The organism is Anaerostipes sp., assembly GCF_018381315.1.
Lineage (GTDB): Bacteria > Bacillota > Clostridia > Lachnospirales > Lachnospiraceae > Anaerostipes.
In genome coordinates this window covers 132,902-147,659 of sequence record NZ_JAGZSD010000007.1, presented here as the reverse complement: position 1 = coordinate 147,659, position 14,758 = coordinate 132,902, and the positions used below count along the sequence as shown (strand labels likewise).

The 14,758-nt window shown below is 43.6% G+C and carries 15 protein-coding genes, 1 tRNA gene and 1 other annotated feature; of the genes, 15 read left to right on the top strand and 1 reads right to left on the bottom strand.

Features of this window, described 5'->3' with window-relative positions; genetic code table 11:
- Positions 1–99: 99 nt before the first annotated feature.
- A complete protein-coding gene (locus KH180_RS07740) occupies positions 100–2,928 on the top strand; it encodes an ATP-binding protein (protein WP_290758734.1) in 2,829 nt (942 codons plus the stop codon).
- A gap of 45 nt (positions 2,929–2,973) precedes the next feature.
- Here KH180_RS07740 and KH180_RS07735 read toward each other — a convergent pair whose 3' ends face one another.
- Complete coding sequence (locus KH180_RS07735) at positions 2,974–3,207, bottom strand: HPr family phosphocarrier protein (protein WP_290758732.1); 234 nt, start codon at positions 3,205–3,207, stop codon at positions 2,974–2,976.
- Positions 3,208–3,365: 158 nt separating this feature from the next.
- On the opposite strand from KH180_RS07735, the gene KH180_RS07730 reads away from it, so the two are divergent.
- The 14 genes from KH180_RS07730 to KH180_RS07665 all read left to right on the top strand — a co-directional run bounded on the left by KH180_RS07730 (position 3,366) and on the right by KH180_RS07665 (position 14,711).
- Positions 3,366–3,548 (top strand): hypothetical protein, encoded by a 183-nt coding sequence (locus tag KH180_RS07730; RefSeq protein WP_290758729.1) that lies wholly within the window; start codon positions 3,366–3,368, stop codon positions 3,546–3,548.
- 160 nt (positions 3,549–3,708) lie between these two features.
- Positions 3,709–4,668 (top strand): biotin synthase BioB, encoded by a 960-nt coding sequence (gene bioB, locus KH180_RS07725; RefSeq protein WP_330624471.1) that lies wholly within the window; start codon positions 3,709–3,711, stop codon positions 4,666–4,668.
- A 17-nt stretch (positions 4,669–4,685) separates the two neighbouring features.
- Positions 4,686–5,237 (top strand): biotin transporter BioY, encoded by a 552-nt coding sequence (locus KH180_RS07720; RefSeq protein ID WP_290758726.1) that lies wholly within the window; start codon positions 4,686–4,688, stop codon positions 5,235–5,237.
- 117 nt (positions 5,238–5,354) lie between these two features.
- Positions 5,355–6,269: an ABC transporter ATP-binding protein gene (locus tag KH180_RS07715; RefSeq protein ID WP_290758723.1), complete on the top strand. Its 915-nt coding sequence runs from the start codon at positions 5,355–5,357 to the stop codon at positions 6,267–6,269.
- Positions 6,263–7,027, top strand: a complete 765-nt coding sequence (locus KH180_RS07710) for an ABC transporter permease (RefSeq protein ID WP_290758720.1) — start codon at positions 6,263–6,265, stop codon at positions 7,025–7,027. Before KH180_RS07715 ends, KH180_RS07710 begins: the two co-directional genes overlap by 7 nt.
- Before the next feature lie 44 nt (positions 7,028–7,071).
- Positions 7,072–7,295 (top strand) — a binding site (T-box leader).
- A gap of 126 nt (positions 7,296–7,421) precedes the next feature.
- Positions 7,422–8,105, top strand: a complete 684-nt coding sequence (epsC, locus tag KH180_RS07705; protein WP_290758716.1) for a serine O-acetyltransferase EpsC — start codon at positions 7,422–7,424, stop codon at positions 8,103–8,105.
- Positions 8,102–9,502 carry a cysteine--tRNA ligase gene (cysS, locus tag KH180_RS07700; RefSeq protein WP_290758714.1) on the top strand — a complete coding sequence of 467 codons (1,401 nt, stop codon included), beginning with the start codon at positions 8,102–8,104 and terminating at the stop codon, positions 9,500–9,502. The genes epsC and cysS overlap by 4 nt, the downstream gene beginning before the upstream one ends.
- The gene (locus tag KH180_RS07695; RefSeq protein ID WP_290758711.1) at positions 9,487–9,918 is read left to right on the top strand and encodes a Mini-ribonuclease 3; all 432 of its coding nucleotides are present in this window, start codon (positions 9,487–9,489) and stop codon (positions 9,916–9,918) included. The genes cysS and KH180_RS07695 overlap by 16 nt, the downstream gene beginning before the upstream one ends.
- A complete protein-coding gene (gene rlmB, locus KH180_RS07690) occupies positions 9,915–10,655 on the top strand; it encodes a 23S rRNA (guanosine(2251)-2'-O)-methyltransferase RlmB (protein WP_290758709.1) in 741 nt (246 codons plus the stop codon). Before KH180_RS07695 ends, rlmB begins: the two co-directional genes overlap by 4 nt.
- Positions 10,656–10,662: 7 nt before the next feature.
- Positions 10,663–11,244 (top strand): sigma-70 family RNA polymerase sigma factor, encoded by a 582-nt coding sequence (locus KH180_RS07685; protein ID WP_290758707.1) that lies wholly within the window; start codon positions 10,663–10,665, stop codon positions 11,242–11,244.
- An 18-nt stretch (positions 11,245–11,262) separates the two neighbouring features.
- Positions 11,263–11,967: a metallophosphoesterase family protein gene (locus tag KH180_RS07680; protein ID WP_290758705.1), complete on the top strand. Its 705-nt coding sequence runs from the start codon at positions 11,263–11,265 to the stop codon at positions 11,965–11,967.
- A gap of 49 nt (positions 11,968–12,016) precedes the next feature.
- A tRNA-Thr gene (locus tag KH180_RS07675) sits at positions 12,017–12,089 on the top strand.
- A gap of 243 nt (positions 12,090–12,332) precedes the next feature.
- A complete protein-coding gene (gene trpS / locus KH180_RS07670) occupies positions 12,333–13,340 on the top strand; it encodes a tryptophan--tRNA ligase (protein WP_290758702.1) in 1,008 nt (335 codons plus the stop codon).
- Positions 13,341–13,556: 216 nt separating this feature from the next.
- Positions 13,557–14,711, top strand: coding sequence for a BMP family ABC transporter substrate-binding protein (locus KH180_RS07665; protein WP_290758700.1), 1,155 nt, complete (start codon positions 13,557–13,559; stop codon positions 14,709–14,711).
- Positions 14,712–14,758 lie beyond the last annotated feature (47 nt).

The following is a 14,758-nucleotide window of genomic DNA, read 5'->3' as shown; positions in this document are numbered from 1 at the left end:
TCTTGGGAATCGGTCCCTTTTTGTTGTCAGAAAGAAGGAAAAGCATTAAAATAGAAATAGAATACATAACGGGAGGAAGTGTGCAAAGAAGGGGGATATATGAATAAAAAAACGAATAAAAAGCTGTTTGGCAGAGGGGCTGTCTGTTTAGCTTTATTACTGATCAGTTTTCTTTGTATAGGGAATGTCTGGATTTCGGCAGCCTCCGGGGAAAAAGAAGAAAGCCAGTCAAAGAAGGTTGTGAAGGTCGGTTATTTAGAGACTCCGGGCATATGTGAGAAAGATCAGTATGGAAACTATACCGGTCTTACCGTTGATTACCTGAATGAGATTGCAAAGTATACAAATTGGGAATATAAATTTGTTTTGACGACTGACGAAACATTTATTCAGGATATAACAGACGGAAAGATTGATGTGCTGGGAGGTACTTACTATGCAAAAGAGCTGGAGCCTTATTTTGCATACCCGAAATACAGCATGGGTAAAAGCAGGGCAGCACTGCTCTGTCTGAAGAATAACGAAAAGATTAAAAGCTATGAGCTGAGTACATTAAATGGAAAGACTATCGGGGTCTATGAAAAAGCGGAAGAAAAAATCCGCAGACTGAAAGATTTTTTGAAGATAAATGATTTGAACTGCAGGATTAAGTATTACAAATCGAAGGATTTGTCAAAAGAGGGAGATCTCTACCGCTTTTTGGAGAATAAAGAGGTAGACCTTCTTTTAGGAAATGAACTTGAAAACAATCAAAACTTCCGTCTGGCAGCGTCCTTTGAGGCTCAGCCGTATTATATTGTCACGAAGGCAGGAAATAAAGAGATTCTCAATGGACTGAATACGGCTATGGAAAAGATTATGGATTCCAATCCTGAATTCGGAGAGGAACAGTTCGACAAAAACTTTGAAAAATTAAAACAGATGTCTTCTGTCTACTTCACCCGGGAACAGAAGACGTATATTGAAGAAAAGAAAACAGCATCTGTGGCAGTTGTATCAGAGCGTCATCCATTATACTGCAAAAAGAATAATAAAGACCACCATGACGGAATTATACCTGAAATAATGCAGAAATTGTCTGATTTTTCCGGATTAAAGTTTACATATATAACTGCGGACACTTATGAGGAAGCCATTCAGCTTGTTCAAAGCGGAAAAGCTGATATACTGGGCTCTTTTCTTGATACGGAGAAGGATGCACGGGCACAAAATCTCGTACTGTCCAACGCTTATATCAGCATGAATAATATTGTTTTGAGAAATAAGGCGGTAAATTATCCCTCCGAAGGCCTGACCGCAGGTATCCTTGACGGCAGAAAACTGCCGGAAGGAATGCAGGCGAAAGCAGTTAAGTCTTACACATGCCCCCAAAAGCTGATAAAGGCCCTGAACCGGGGGGATGTCGACTTTGTCTATGGGCTGGCTTCCACTATGGAACAGGAAATGCAGTATCACCGATATGCAAATGTAGTTCCTGTTTCCGGAGTCAATAACGATGTAGGTGTTTCCTTTGCACTGTCAAAACCTGCGGATACTGAATTGCTTTCAATCCTCAACAAATCTATCAACAATATTTCAGCGGAAGAAAAAAGTACCATCCTAAACCGGAATTTAGTTTCCCTTGGAACTTCTTTGTCTTTAAAAGACTATATATACGCAGACCCGATCATAGCAGTGGGCCTGCTGAGCGCTGTTGTGCTGGCAGCTGCAGCCGGTGTTATTCTCGTGCTGAAATCAAAGATGAAAAATAAGCTGATGCAGAATGAACTGGAGAAAGCGGAGGCAAAGAGTAAGGCAAAAAGTGAATTTTTGTCTCAGATGAGCCATGAGATCAGGACTCCTATGAATGCTATCACCGGCCTCACGGATCTGGTGAGGATGGAAGAAAAGCTGCCGGAAGGAGTTGAAGAAAAACTTCAGAAAATACATGCTTCTTCTCAATATATGCTGGCATTGATCAACGATATTCTGGACATGTCAAAAATTGAGAATGGAAAGATGTCCATCGAGACAGAAGAGTTCTCCCTGACTGAGCTTCTGGACAGTTTACAGGAAATGATAGAGGAGCAGGCCAGGGCGAGACAGCTGAATTTGAAGTTTTCTAAAGAATTTGAACATGAATGGGTGATCGGCGATCCGATCCGTCTGCGCCAGGTCCTCACAAACCTGCTGTCCAATGCATTAAAGTTTACCAAATCAGGAGGCAGTGTCACCCTGTCTGTGAGGGAACATCCTATGGAGAACCAGACCGGGGAGTATTTCTTTTCCATCAAAGATACCGGTGTCGGAATTGCACCTGCTATGCAGAGTCAGATTTTTCAGGCATTTGAGCAGCTGGGCACCAACAGCACAAAAAGTGAAGGAACAGGACTTGGGCTGCCCATCAGTGCAAGCATCGTTCAGGCTATGGGCGGAGAACTGAAAGTAGACAGTGAAATCGGCAGGGGATCAGAATTCTTTTTCTCTGTGTGCATGCCTTTGGGAAAAGGCAAAGAGTGCCAGAGAAAGGAAGATGTATCCGCGCTTCCTTGTTTTCAGGATATACGGATACTTTTGGCAGAAGATAACGATTTAAATGCAGAAATTGTGCAGGAACTGCTGAAAATGGAAGGAGCCGAGACAGACAGGACAGCTGACGGACAGGAAGCTGTGGAACGGTTCCTGTCAAGTGAAGCTGGATGGTATCAGATGATTCTGATGGACATCAAGATGCCGCGCAAAAATGGATATGAGGCAGCTTCGGAGATCAGGAGAAGCAGCCATGCCGATGCAGAAACTATACCGATTATAGCCATGACAGCAAACTCCTTTAAGGAAGATATGGAGAAGGCCTTTGATTCCGGAATGAACGGCTTTGTTCCAAAGCCGGTGGATATTCAGTATCTCAATCAGGTTCTGAAGGAACATCTTGAGAAATATCAAAATTAAAAAACTGCCGTATCCTTTTTTCAGAAGGATACGGCAGTTCTGTCATTAATCGATGATAAATGGCTGCAGAGCAGATTCTATCTGGTCAAGTTCCTCATCACCGTAGACAGTGAGAAGCAGCGGTTTGGATAATTCCAGGCTGAAAATACCCATGATTGATTTTGCATCTACAACATACCGGCCGGATGCTAAATCTATCTCGGATTTAAACCGGTTAATTAAGTTTACAAAATCTTTTACGCTGTCTATGGAATCTAATAATATTTTATAGGTTTTCATATCAAACACCCCTTTCTTCTTTGCTGATGCAATGTCATGGTACAATTTTTTCAGGGGAAAGTCAAATAGAGAAAAAGAATATATTGACAAGAAGAGGTTAAACTGAATAAAATAAAGTTCAATGGAAAGGGAGATCAGGAAGGTAAGGAGGAAGACCTATGGGACTTTTGACAAAAGTGACAGATAATAATCCGTTCAGCAAAGACATTGATGAACTTTTAGAGAAACGTGAGGATAAACAGGAGAAGCCTTCGGAGAATGGGCTTACCTATGAGGAATCCATGAAGAAAATTGAGGAACGCATCAAAGAACTTGGAATTCTGGAAGAAAAAGAATCTTAAGATTATGAGACGTGCAGGCAGCATAAAATATGTTTTGTCCTGTACGTTTTTTTATTTCATTGTTCTGGACTGATTGTCAACTGCATGATAAATAAAGGTTGACAATTTAAACTGAAGGAGGTATACTTCTTAACCAAGAAGGGAAAAGAAAGGAGAAGATATGCTGAAGGATTTAACAGAACGGATTATCTCAGGGGAAAAAGTATTTTCTAAATCAGAGGATCTGACGATATTCATTCATTCGGATTTGGATGAATTATGCAGGGAGGCAAACCGTCTGAGAGAGTATTTCTGCGGGAATCACGGTGATCTCTGTACAATCATTAATGGAAAAAGCGGAAAGTGCAGCGAAGACTGCAGATTCTGTGCACAGTCTGTTCATCACCGGACCCAGGCCGGGGAATATGCCTTTCTGCCAGTAGAAGAGATTTTAAAGGACTGTAAAGCCCAGGAGGAAAAGGGCGTGCACCGCTATTCGATTGTGACTGCGGGAAAAGGGATTGAAGGAGATGATTTTTTAAGGGCACTGGAAGCATACCGCAGTATGTCCTTACAGAGCACACTTTCTTTGTGTGCTTCTCATGGATTTTTGTCTTATGAAGCCTTTTTAAAGCTTAAGGAAAACGGAGTCACAAGGTATCACTGTAACCTGGAGACATCCGGAAGATTTTTTTCTCAGATTTGTTCTACACATACATATGATGATAAGATTAACAACATAAAACGGGCCAGGAAAGCGGGGCTTGAGATATGTTCGGGCGGGATTATCGGTATGGGAGAGACTATGGAGGACAGAATGTCCATGGCTCTTGATCTGGCTGAACTGAAGGCTGATTCTATTCCTATTAATATCCTTACCCCGATTCCCGGAACACCTCTGGCAGACAGGGAGAGGCTTCATGAGGAGGAAATCCTCCGTACCATTGCCGCTTTCCGGTTTTTAAATCCCAGGGCAGAGATCCGTCTGGCAGCAGGGCGCAGCTTAATGGAGGACTGTGGAAAAAGAGCGTTTCTTTCAGGGGCAAACGGAGCCATAACAGGGGACATGCTCACTACATCGGGAAACAAGACAGAAGAAGACAGACAACTATTGATCCGGCTTGGGTATACATTAAACTAGAAAAAGGAGATTGAAGAATGAAAAAACTAGAAATAAGACAGATGACACTGATTGGATTAATGGCGGCACTGCTCTGCATTGTAGGACCATTTTCTGTTCCGCTGCCGTTTACACCGGTACCCATTTCCCTGACGAATCTGGCGGTTTATTTTACGGCATTCGCTCTGGGGTGTAAGCTTGGGACTGTAAGTTATATGATCTACCTTCTGCTTGGCACGGCGGGACTTCCGGTCTTTTCCGCTTTTTCCGGAGGATTGTCCAAGCTTGCCGGTCCGACCGGAGGCTATCTGATCGGATTTATACTGACAGCTGCCATCTGCGGATTCTTTGTTGACCGTTCGAAAGGAAAAAGAAGCATACAGTTTGCCGGGATGATTCTGGGCACGCTGACTGCATACCTGTTCGGTACTGTATGGCTTTGCTCACAGATGCATCTTACACCGATCCAGGGACTGGCTGCAGGAGTGATTCCATATCTGCCGGGAGATTTTATAAAAATAGTTTTGGCTTTAGCGGCAGGAAACGGCATACGGCAGACTGTGAAAAAAACAGCCGCCGCAGTATCTTAAAGACAGAAGACACGGAAAATAAACTTTTCGTGTCTTTTTTCTTGACAGTTTAATTGTGTTATAGTACTATTGTATTAAATAATCAGTACAATAATACTATAACACAGGGAGGCTTATATGGATATTGTCGTAAAAGCAGAGGATATAACTAAATCCTTCGGAAAACAAACAGCAGTTAAGAATGTCAGTATGGAAGTAAAAAGAGGAGACATTTATGGATTTATCGGAGAAAACGGGGCGGGAAAGACAACCATGATCCGGATGATGGCAGGTCTGGCAAAACCTACTTCCGGAGCATTGTCTTTATTCGGAAATGGCAATCCGGTTCAGGCAAGGGAAAAGATCGGAACTGTCATTGAATATCCGGCTTTAATGCCGGGCATGACAGCAAAAGAAAATCTTATGGTAGAAATGAAGCTGCGGGGAATAAAAGATCCCAAAAAGATAGAGGAAGTTCTCGCAAAGGTAGGGCTCAAAGATACGAAAAAGAAGAAAGTGAAGAATTTCTCTCTGGGAATGAAGCAGAGGCTGGCTATAGCAATAGCCCTTCTGGGAGACCCGGAATTTTTGATTCTGGATGAACCTACAAACGGGCTTGATCCGGTAGGTATCCGGGAGATCAGGGAACTGATCAAAGATCTGAATCAGGAGCATCATATCACTGTTCTGATTTCAAGCCACATTTTAGGGGAATTGTCCAAATTGGCTACCAGATATGGAATCATTCACAAAGGAGAGCTGATTCAGGAGTTTACAGAAGAAGAACTGATCAAACGGAGCCAGTCTAATCTGACTGTAAAAGTCCCGAAAGAGCAGCAGGCAGAAGCGTGTGAACTGATGAAAGAACAGTTTGGTGCAGGTGACTGCCGGATGATTGGGGATGAGGAATTAAAGCTCTATGGATTTCTGGACCAGCCGGGAAAAGTCAATCAGGTTCTGATGCAGGAGGGAATTCAGGTTCAGGAAATTTTTGTGGAAACAATGGATTTAGAGAAATACTTTTTAAACACAGTGGGAGGTGCGGCATGTTAAACTTAATCCGGGCAGATGTGTATAAATTATTAAAATCAACCTCATTTCGTGTATGCGGAGTGCTGTTCCTGCTGCTTGCAGGTTCTGAGAACTTTCTCTACCATCTTATAGAAAAAATGGGCGGCGGCCTGGGCGGGCAGATGACGGTCATTTCCAGAATACAGACATCAGATACCTCTTATTTGGTTCTTTTATCTATTGTAGTGTCGCTGTTCATCGGAAGTGAATACACATACGGCACCATCAAGAATCTGGCTTCCAAACAATACGAAAGAAGCAAAATCTTTGCATCAAAATGGCTTGTAAGCATTGTACTTGCCACAATTTATTTTGTGCTGAGTCTGGTGATCGTGGGCGTCACAGCAGCTCTGTACTGGGAAACCGGAGATGTGGGCGGAACTGTCATAAGTGAGACAGCCGGCTATCTGTTTACAAAATATATTTTGGTCTTAAGCATAACGTCTCTCTATGTTATGGCTGCATTTCTTATAAGGAAAACACAGTTCATCCTGCCGGTGGCCATCATTGGGCTGGATGTGATCGGAACAGTGGCTCTGTACGGGGATATGGGGCTGACTAAGCTTATCGGCCGTCCTGTGGAACTGGCCCAGTACTGGCCTGGAAATATGCTGTCATCCTTGGTTCAAAGCGGAGTGAAACATGCCGATCTTACTGCCGGGATTTTGACAGGTATGGTATTTCTGGCTGCTGCTGCAGTGATTGGAGCCCTGCATTTTAAAGCGGCAGATATTAAATAACCAGGTTGACATTTGGGCAGAAAGCGCATAAACTATATGGTGAGTGAAATGCGCAGAACAGAACGAGTACCTTCACCGGAACTATCAGAGATAAACTGTCATCGGCTGAAAGCAGTTTTTAGGAAAAGTGTTGGGAATGCCTCTGGGAGCAGACAGAGCGAATCAGCAGTAGCCCTGTACGTGGCCGGCGTTAACGGAAGCTTAAGGGAAGACATCCTGAGGATGTTTTAAGTAAGAGTGGAACCGCGGATATAACTTCGTCTCTTTTTTGAGACGGAGTTTTTTTATTTCATAGGAAAATGCGTCCTATGAAATAAAAAACGCACCGCGAGGATCTTATTCTTCTTTATTATGAGATTACTATAATTATGTTATATTATCATTGGAGGTAAGTATGGGCTTTAGAGAGTTTGCAAAAAGCCAGTTTGAGATTATTAAGGACCGGGATCCGGCCCTTAAAAACCAAAGGGAAGTCTATCTGTATCCATACGTAAAAGCGCTTTACTGGTACAGAATCACACACCGTATGTATAAGGAAGGCGATTTTTATAAGGCCAGAAAGATTTCACAGAGGATTGCCAGAAAAACCGGAATAGAGATTCATCCGGGAGCACAGATCGGGGAAGGCCTTTTCATTGATCACGGACATGGAGTTGTGATCGGCGAAACGACCATTATCGGGAACAATGTGACCATTTATCAGGGCGTTACGCTGGGCGGAACCGGAAACGAGACAGGAAAGCGGCATCCGACCATAGAAGATAATGTGTTAATCAGTGCGGGGGCCAAGGTACTAGGATCGATCACGATTGGGAAGAATTCTAAGATAGGTGCAGGTTCTGTTGTGGTTTCTGACGTACCGCCCAACTCAACGGTTGTAGGTGTTCCTGGAAGAGTCATCAAAAGAGACGGGACACGGATTCAGAGTTTGGAGCTTAACCAGATTGACCTTCCGGATCCTGTGGATATGGATATTGAAAAACTGGCAAAAGAAAATGCTGAACTCAGAAGTGCGCTGAATATTTTTATGGAGCACTGCAAAAGAGTGGAGAATGCAGCGAAAGGAGACAAAGAATGAAGATATATAATACACTGACAAGGAAAAAAGAGGAGTTCGTACCGGTTCATCCGGGAAAGGTAGGGATCTATGTATGCGGTCCCACCGTTTATAATTACATTCATATAGGAAATGCACGGCCTATGATTATTTTTGATACAGTCCGGAGATATTTTGAGTACAAAGGCTATGATGTCAATTATGTATCAAATTTTACGGATGTGGATGATAAGATTATCAAAAAGGCCAATGAAGAAGGCGTATCTGCAACAGAGATTGCAGAGCGATATATTGCAGAATGTAAAAAGGATATGGAAGGCCTGAATGTAAAACCGGCGACGCATCAGCCGAAAGCAACGGAAGAGATTGACGGAATGATCCGTATGATCGAGACACTGATTGAGAAAGGCCATGCTTATGAAGCAAACGGCACTGTTTATTTTAAAACCCGGTCTTTTGACGGATACGGAAAACTTTCCAAAAAGAATATTGATGATTTGGAAGCCGGCCACAGAGACATTAAAGTGCGCGGTGAAGAAGGAAAAAATGATCCGTTGGATTTTGTGCTCTGGAAACCGAAAAAAGAAGGAGAGATCGCATGGCCGTCTCCATGGGGCGAAGGCCGTCCCGGATGGCATATCGAATGTTCTGAAATGTCCAAAAAATATATTGGCGATACCATTGATATTCATGCAGGAGGAGAAGACCTGATTTTCCCTCATCATGAAAATGAGATTGCACAGAGTGAAGCTTGCAATGACGAATGCTTTGCAAATTACTGGATGCATAATGGCTTTTTAAATATTGACAATCAAAAAATGTCCAAATCAGCAGGAAACTTTTTTACGGTCCGGGAGATCAGTGAAAAATACCCTCTTCAGGTAATCAGGTTTTTTATGCTGAGTGCCCATTACAGGAATCCTCTGAACTTCAGTGATACGCTTGTGGAATCTGCAAAGAACGGCCTGGACCGGATTCTGACAGCAGTGGAGCTTTTGAGAGACCGGGCTGCTGTGCCGGAAACAGCATTAAGCAGTGAGGAAGAGAAGAATCTGGGTGAGGCCGGCAGACTGGCGGCTAAGTTTGAGGAAGCTATGGAAGATGATTTTAACACTGCAGATGCCATTTCAGCGATCTTTGAGATTGTGAAGCTTTCCAACACAACTGTGAAAGACGGTTCAGCAGCTTATGCCAAAAAGCTGCTGGAAATGTTAGAAACCTTATGCGGGGTTCTTGGAATTGAGACAAAACAGGATGAAGAAATGCTGGATGAAGAGATTGAACAGCTGATTGAAGAACGCCAGCAGGCAAGGAAAGACAAGAATTTTAAAAGAGCAGATGAAATCAGGGATGAACTGCTGGAAAAAGGAATCGTTTTAAAGGATACAAGAGAAGGCGTAAAATGGAAACGAGCTTAATTGAATTTATGACACAAGGGCTTAATCTGCCGGAAATAGATCCAAGGACCTACTCTCCGCTGGGCCTTGCCTACATTGGAGATGCGGTCTATGAAATCGCCGTCAGGACGCTGGTCATATCAGAAGGAAATATGAGCGTAAATAAATATCATCAAAAATCCAGCAGTATGGTGAAAGCTTCCGCACAGGCCAAAGTTTATGATAAAATAAAAGATACACTGACGGATGAAGAGACAGCCGTCTATAAGCGGGGGCGGAACGCCAAATCCGCCACCGCTGCAAAAAATGCCACCATTGTTGAATACCGCATGGCTACCGGCGTTGAAGCATTAATGGGATATTTGTACCTGACCGGACAGATGGCGCGCGCTGTGGAATTAATAAAAACAGGATTAGATTTAGGAGAAAATGAATGAGTTACGAAGAATATTTGCTGGCGGGCAGAAATGCCGTGCTGGAAGCTCTCAGGGCAGGCAAGCCGATTGATAAGATTTTTATTCTGGACGGATGCCAGGACGGTCCCATCAGAACGATTGTGAGAGAGGCAAAAAAAACGGATGCGGTTCTGAACTTTGTGGAGAAGGAGCGACTGGACCAGCTGACAAATGAGCATCACCAGGGTGTTGTTGCCATGGCAGCAGCATATGAATATGCACAGCTGGATGATTTGTTCCGAAAAGCAGAAGAAAAAAATGAAGACCCATTTTTTATCCTTCTGGACGGCATCGAAGATCCGCATAATCTGGGAGCTATTCTGAGGACAGCCAACCTTGCAGGAGCACATGGAGTGATCATTCCGAAGCGGAGAGCGGTAGGTCTGACACCGACTGTGGCCAAGACGTCCGCAGGGGCTGTCAACTATACTCCGGTTGTGAAAGTGACAAACCTGTCAAAGACTATGGAAGAATTAAAGGAGCGGGGATTATGGTTTGTGTGCGCTGACATGGAAGGGGAAGTCATGTACCGCCAGAATCTGACCGGGCCGATCGGTCTGGTTATTGGAAATGAAGGCAGCGGCGTCAGCCGTTTAGTCAAAGAGAAATGTGATTATATTGCTTCTATTCCTATGAACGGGGATATTGACTCACTGAATGCGTCTGTCGCTGCCGGTGTACTGGCTTATGAAATTGTGAGACAGAGACTTCTGAGATAGAGGTGCTATGAAAGTATTTGAAGATTATTCTGACCAGGAATTACTGGATGAAATAAAATGCGGAGATGACCAGGCGATGGATTTTTTGCTGAACCGGTATGGGGGACTGGTGCGCAGAGAGTCCAGAAAGTTTTTTCTTGCCGGAGCGGATGAGGAGGACCTGATCCAGGAAGGTATGATCGGTCTTTTCAAAGCTGTAAAGAATTATGATAAAGACAGGAATGCGTCATTTTCCACATTTGCATCTCTTTGTGTCAAACGTCAGATTTACACGACGGTGACGGCTTCCAAGAGAAAAAAGCATGGTCCGTTAAATAACTATATTTCGCTGTTTAACGATCACGGAGAGGAAGAACAGTTCATGGAAGAGGATACGAATCCGGAACAGGTTCTGATACAAAAGGAAAATATATCTGATTACTATAAGAAGATTGAGACAAAACTCAGCAATTTTGAAAAAGATGTCATGGAGCTTTATCTCAGCGGTGAGAACTATGTGGAGATAGCCAGGAAACTGGATAAACGGACAAAATCTATAGATAATGCGATCCAGAGGATCCGCAGGAAGTTAGGGGAAGAAAGTCAATAACCTAAAGGGGGAGTATTCATGCAGAATATTTATGTGCTGTCTGACATTCACGGGCAAAGCCGGGCTTTTTTTGAGATGCTTGAGAAAATCCGGTTTTCTTCTGATGACAAACTGTACATCATCGGGGATGTAGTGGACCGGGGGCCGGACGGAATCCAGCTGCTGGAGTATATCAGAGAGCAGAAGAATATGGAGCTTCTTATGGGAAATCATGAGGACATGCTGCTGAGAACGATGAACGATGAGGACTCATGGTATGAAACATGGCTGTTTAATGGAGGAGGAGTTACTTTGGCTTCTCTTATGGCACTTCCAAAGGAGCAGCAGGAACAGTGTCTGGAGTTTGTAAAAAATCTGCCGCTCTACAGGATGATTTCTGTGGAAGGAGAACAGTATCTCTTAGTCCATGCAGGAATTGACGCTGCACTGGGAGATACAGATGAGCAGCTTAAAGCTATGGACCGGGATACCCTTCTGTGGATCCGAAGAGAGTTCTTTAATGCCTGTCTGTCCTGTCCTTATACCATCATATTTGGACATACTCCTACAGGTGCGCTGCTGTATTATGCAAAAAATCTGCCGGAGGAATCCAGGGAACAGGCTGCTGCATTTCATATTACAAGATGGAACCGCCGGATTGGGATTGACTGCGGTGCTGCTTACGGTGAAAACCTGGGCTGCCTGAGACTGAATGACCAGAAAGAATTTTACATAAAAATTTGAAAAATTATTGACAAGATTCGATCGGTATGATAAATTTAATAACGGTCTTGCTGATGTGGCACAGGTGGTAGCGCACCTCATTGGTAGTGAGGAGGTCACGGGTTCAACTCCCGTCATCAGCTTATCGTAAGAAACGGCTCAAACCTTGATTTTATGCGGGTTTGGGCCGCTTTTTGTTTTTGCCGGACAGAAGCCATCTGCTGCTGATGCATGGAAAACAGAAAAATCTAAGCAGAAGGTTTGGAAACTTTGAAACAATATGATATGATGGAATCAGTAAACCCGGCGGCGGACAGAGAGACTTTACCAGACGTTTGTTTTGAAAATTGATCCGGGAAAGAGATTAAGGAAGAAAGGAACAACAGATGTTAGACGGAAAAAAATCATTATTCAGCGGCATGCAGGCCACTGGAACAATCACATTAGGGAATTATTTAGGAGCTTTAAAGAACTGGGTGGACATCGACAAAGATGAATACATGTGTTTTTACAGTGTTGTAGATATGCACTCAATCACTGTCAGGCAGGACCCGTCAGAGCTGAGAAAAAGAGCCAGAAGTCTTCTGGCACTTTATATTGCTGCAGGGCTGGACCCGGTAGAAAACTGTATCTATTATCAGTCACATGTATCTGCACATGCGGAACTGATGTGGATTTTAAACTGTTTCACTTATATGGGAGAGATGAACCGGATGACCCAGTTCAAGGATAAATCCCAGAAGCATGCAGATAATATCAATACAGGTCTTTTTACTTACCCGGTACTGATGGCAGCAGACATTCTTCTCTATCAGTCTGATGTAGTGCCGGTAGGCAAAGATCAGATGCAGCATCTGGAGATCACCCGGGATATTGCAGAGAGATTTAATAAGATTTATGGGGATGTCTTCACGATTCCGGAAGCTTACATCGGCAAAGTGGGACAGAAGATCATGAGCCTGCAGGAGCCGGAGAAGAAGATGTCCAAATCTGATGAAAATGCCAATTCTCATATTCTGCTTTTGGATGATCCTGACACGATCATGAGGAAGTTTAAAAAGGCAGTGACGGATTCCGAGGCATGCATTGTCTATTCAGATAAGAAACCGGGTATTAAAAACCTTCTGGATATTTACTGTTCTATCAGCGGGAATAAACCGGAAGAGGCAGTGGCAGAGTTTGAAGGCCTGGGCTACGGGCAGTTAAAACAACGGGTCGGAGAAGTGGTTGTGGAAGAACTGCGTCCGATTCAGGAGCGTTACAATGATATTATGAAAAATAAAGACTATTTAAATAAGATCATCAAAGACAATGGAGAGAAGGCTTCTTATTATGCGACAAAGACCTTAAGAAAGGTACAGCATAAAGTAGGATTCCCTGACCGCATCCGCTGATTTGCGGATACGAAGTCCTGATGACGAAGGATCTGTCGGAAACGGTTTTGAACAGCGGTTTTTGACAGATCCTTTTTATGCTTTTCACAGATTCCAAAAAGGCAAAAGCACCTTGCAGTGGACAAGCGCTTTTGTTATAATTTTATTATCATTTAATGCGCATAAGCGCAGTTTTGGCGTCCGGGGTTGGGATGCCGGACAGAAGGAGGAAGGTTCATGAAGAAAAAGATTTTAAAAGTTACCGGGATTATTTTGTCTTTAGTGCTTGTCATGGGAATGATGGCAGGCTGCGGTTCCAAGAAGACAACAAGCGACAAGAAAGAGGAAAAGAAGCAGTTTAAGATCGCAAAGGAAGATCTTAAGATCGGTGTTATCCATATTTCAGATCCGTCTGAGGGATCCGGATACACTTACACACACGATCAGGGTATTGTAGCTATGCAGAAGAAGCTTGGCCTGAAAGACAATCAGATTGTCCGTAAGACAAACATTACAGATACAGACCCGACAAAGACGGAAACTGCCATCAAAGAGTGTATCGAAGACGGATGCAATGTAATCTTTGGTACAAGCTGGGGCTATATGGATACGATGGAAGCCATGGCAAAGGAATATCCGGATGTAGTTTTCTCTCACGGCACAGGATATAAGAAAAATGATTCCAACTTTAACAATTATTTCGGAAGAATCTATCAGGCAAGATACTTAAGCGGCATCGCAGCAGGCCTCAAGACCAAGAGCAATAAGATCGGCTATGTGGCAGCTATGGGCAAGGACAACGCTGAGGTTACCGGAGGCGTGGATGCATTTGCCATGGGTATTTATTCAGTAAATAAAAAGGCAAAAGTATATGTAAAAGTTACAAACAGCTGGTTTAACCCGAATGAAGAGACGAACGCAGCGAAAGCACTCATTTCTCAGGGATGTGATGTGATCGGACAGCACTGTGACACGCCGAATCCTCAGCTGGAAGCAGAAAAGGCAGGAGTTTGGGGTGTTGGATACAACTCTGACATGGGCAAGGATGCTCCGAAGGCTACTCTGACTTCTACGATCTGGCACTGGGGCGCTTATTATACAGAGGCTGTTCAAAAGATTATTGACGGTACATGGAAACCTGAAGTATACTATGGCGGTATGAAAGAAGGACTGGTTGACATTGCTCCGCTTAACAAGAAGCTGGTTGCTCCTGGTACAGAAAAGAAAATCAACGAAGCAAAAGAAAAAATGCTTTCCGGAGACTTTAATGTATTTGACGGTGTCATCGAGACCAATGACGGCAAAAAGGTCGGCAAGAAGGGCGAGACTCTGAGCGACGAAAATATCAAAGGAAAGATCAACTGGTACTTTAAGAACATCGTTGTGAAATAGGCAGCACAGAAGGGCTTTCCATGGACAGCATGGATGAATGAGAAGGG

What these genes read in the sequence shown, in the direction of transcription:
- KH180_RS07685 (WP_290758707.1), top strand. Translation starts at nt 10,663, where the DNA reads ATGAAAGTATTTGAAGATTATTCTGACCAGGAATTACTGGATGAAATA.
- KH180_RS07730 (WP_290758729.1), top strand. Translation starts at nt 3,366, where the DNA reads ATGGGACTTTTGACAAAAGTGACAGATAATAATCCGTTCAGCAAAGAC.
- KH180_RS07680 (WP_290758705.1), top strand. Translation starts at nt 11,263, where the DNA reads ATGCAGAATATTTATGTGCTGTCTGACATTCACGGGCAAAGCCGGGCT.
- KH180_RS07715 (WP_290758723.1), top strand. Translation starts at nt 5,355, where the DNA reads ATGGATATTGTCGTAAAAGCAGAGGATATAACTAAATCCTTCGGAAAA.
- KH180_RS07695 (WP_290758711.1), top strand. Translation starts at nt 9,487, where the DNA reads ATGGAAACGAGCTTAATTGAATTTATGACACAAGGGCTTAATCTGCCG.
- KH180_RS07740 (WP_290758734.1), top strand. Translation starts at nt 100, where the DNA reads ATGAATAAAAAAACGAATAAAAAGCTGTTTGGCAGAGGGGCTGTCTGT.
- KH180_RS07735 (WP_290758732.1), bottom strand. Translation starts at nt 3,207, where the DNA reads ATGAAAACCTATAAAATATTATTAGATTCCATAGACAGCGTAAAAGAT.
- KH180_RS07710 (WP_290758720.1), top strand. Translation starts at nt 6,263, where the DNA reads ATGTTAAACTTAATCCGGGCAGATGTGTATAAATTATTAAAATCAACC.
- trpS (WP_290758702.1), top strand. Translation starts at nt 12,333, where the DNA reads ATGTTAGACGGAAAAAAATCATTATTCAGCGGCATGCAGGCCACTGGA.
- epsC (WP_290758716.1), top strand. Translation starts at nt 7,422, where the DNA reads ATGGGCTTTAGAGAGTTTGCAAAAAGCCAGTTTGAGATTATTAAGGAC.
- rlmB (WP_290758709.1), top strand. Translation starts at nt 9,915, where the DNA reads ATGAGTTACGAAGAATATTTGCTGGCGGGCAGAAATGCCGTGCTGGAA.
- cysS (WP_290758714.1), top strand. Translation starts at nt 8,102, where the DNA reads ATGAAGATATATAATACACTGACAAGGAAAAAAGAGGAGTTCGTACCG.
- KH180_RS07665 (WP_290758700.1), top strand. Translation starts at nt 13,557, where the DNA reads ATGAAGAAAAAGATTTTAAAAGTTACCGGGATTATTTTGTCTTTAGTG.
- bioB (WP_330624471.1), top strand. Translation starts at nt 3,709, where the DNA reads ATGCTGAAGGATTTAACAGAACGGATTATCTCAGGGGAAAAAGTATTT.
- KH180_RS07720 (WP_290758726.1), top strand. Translation starts at nt 4,686, where the DNA reads ATGAAAAAACTAGAAATAAGACAGATGACACTGATTGGATTAATGGCG.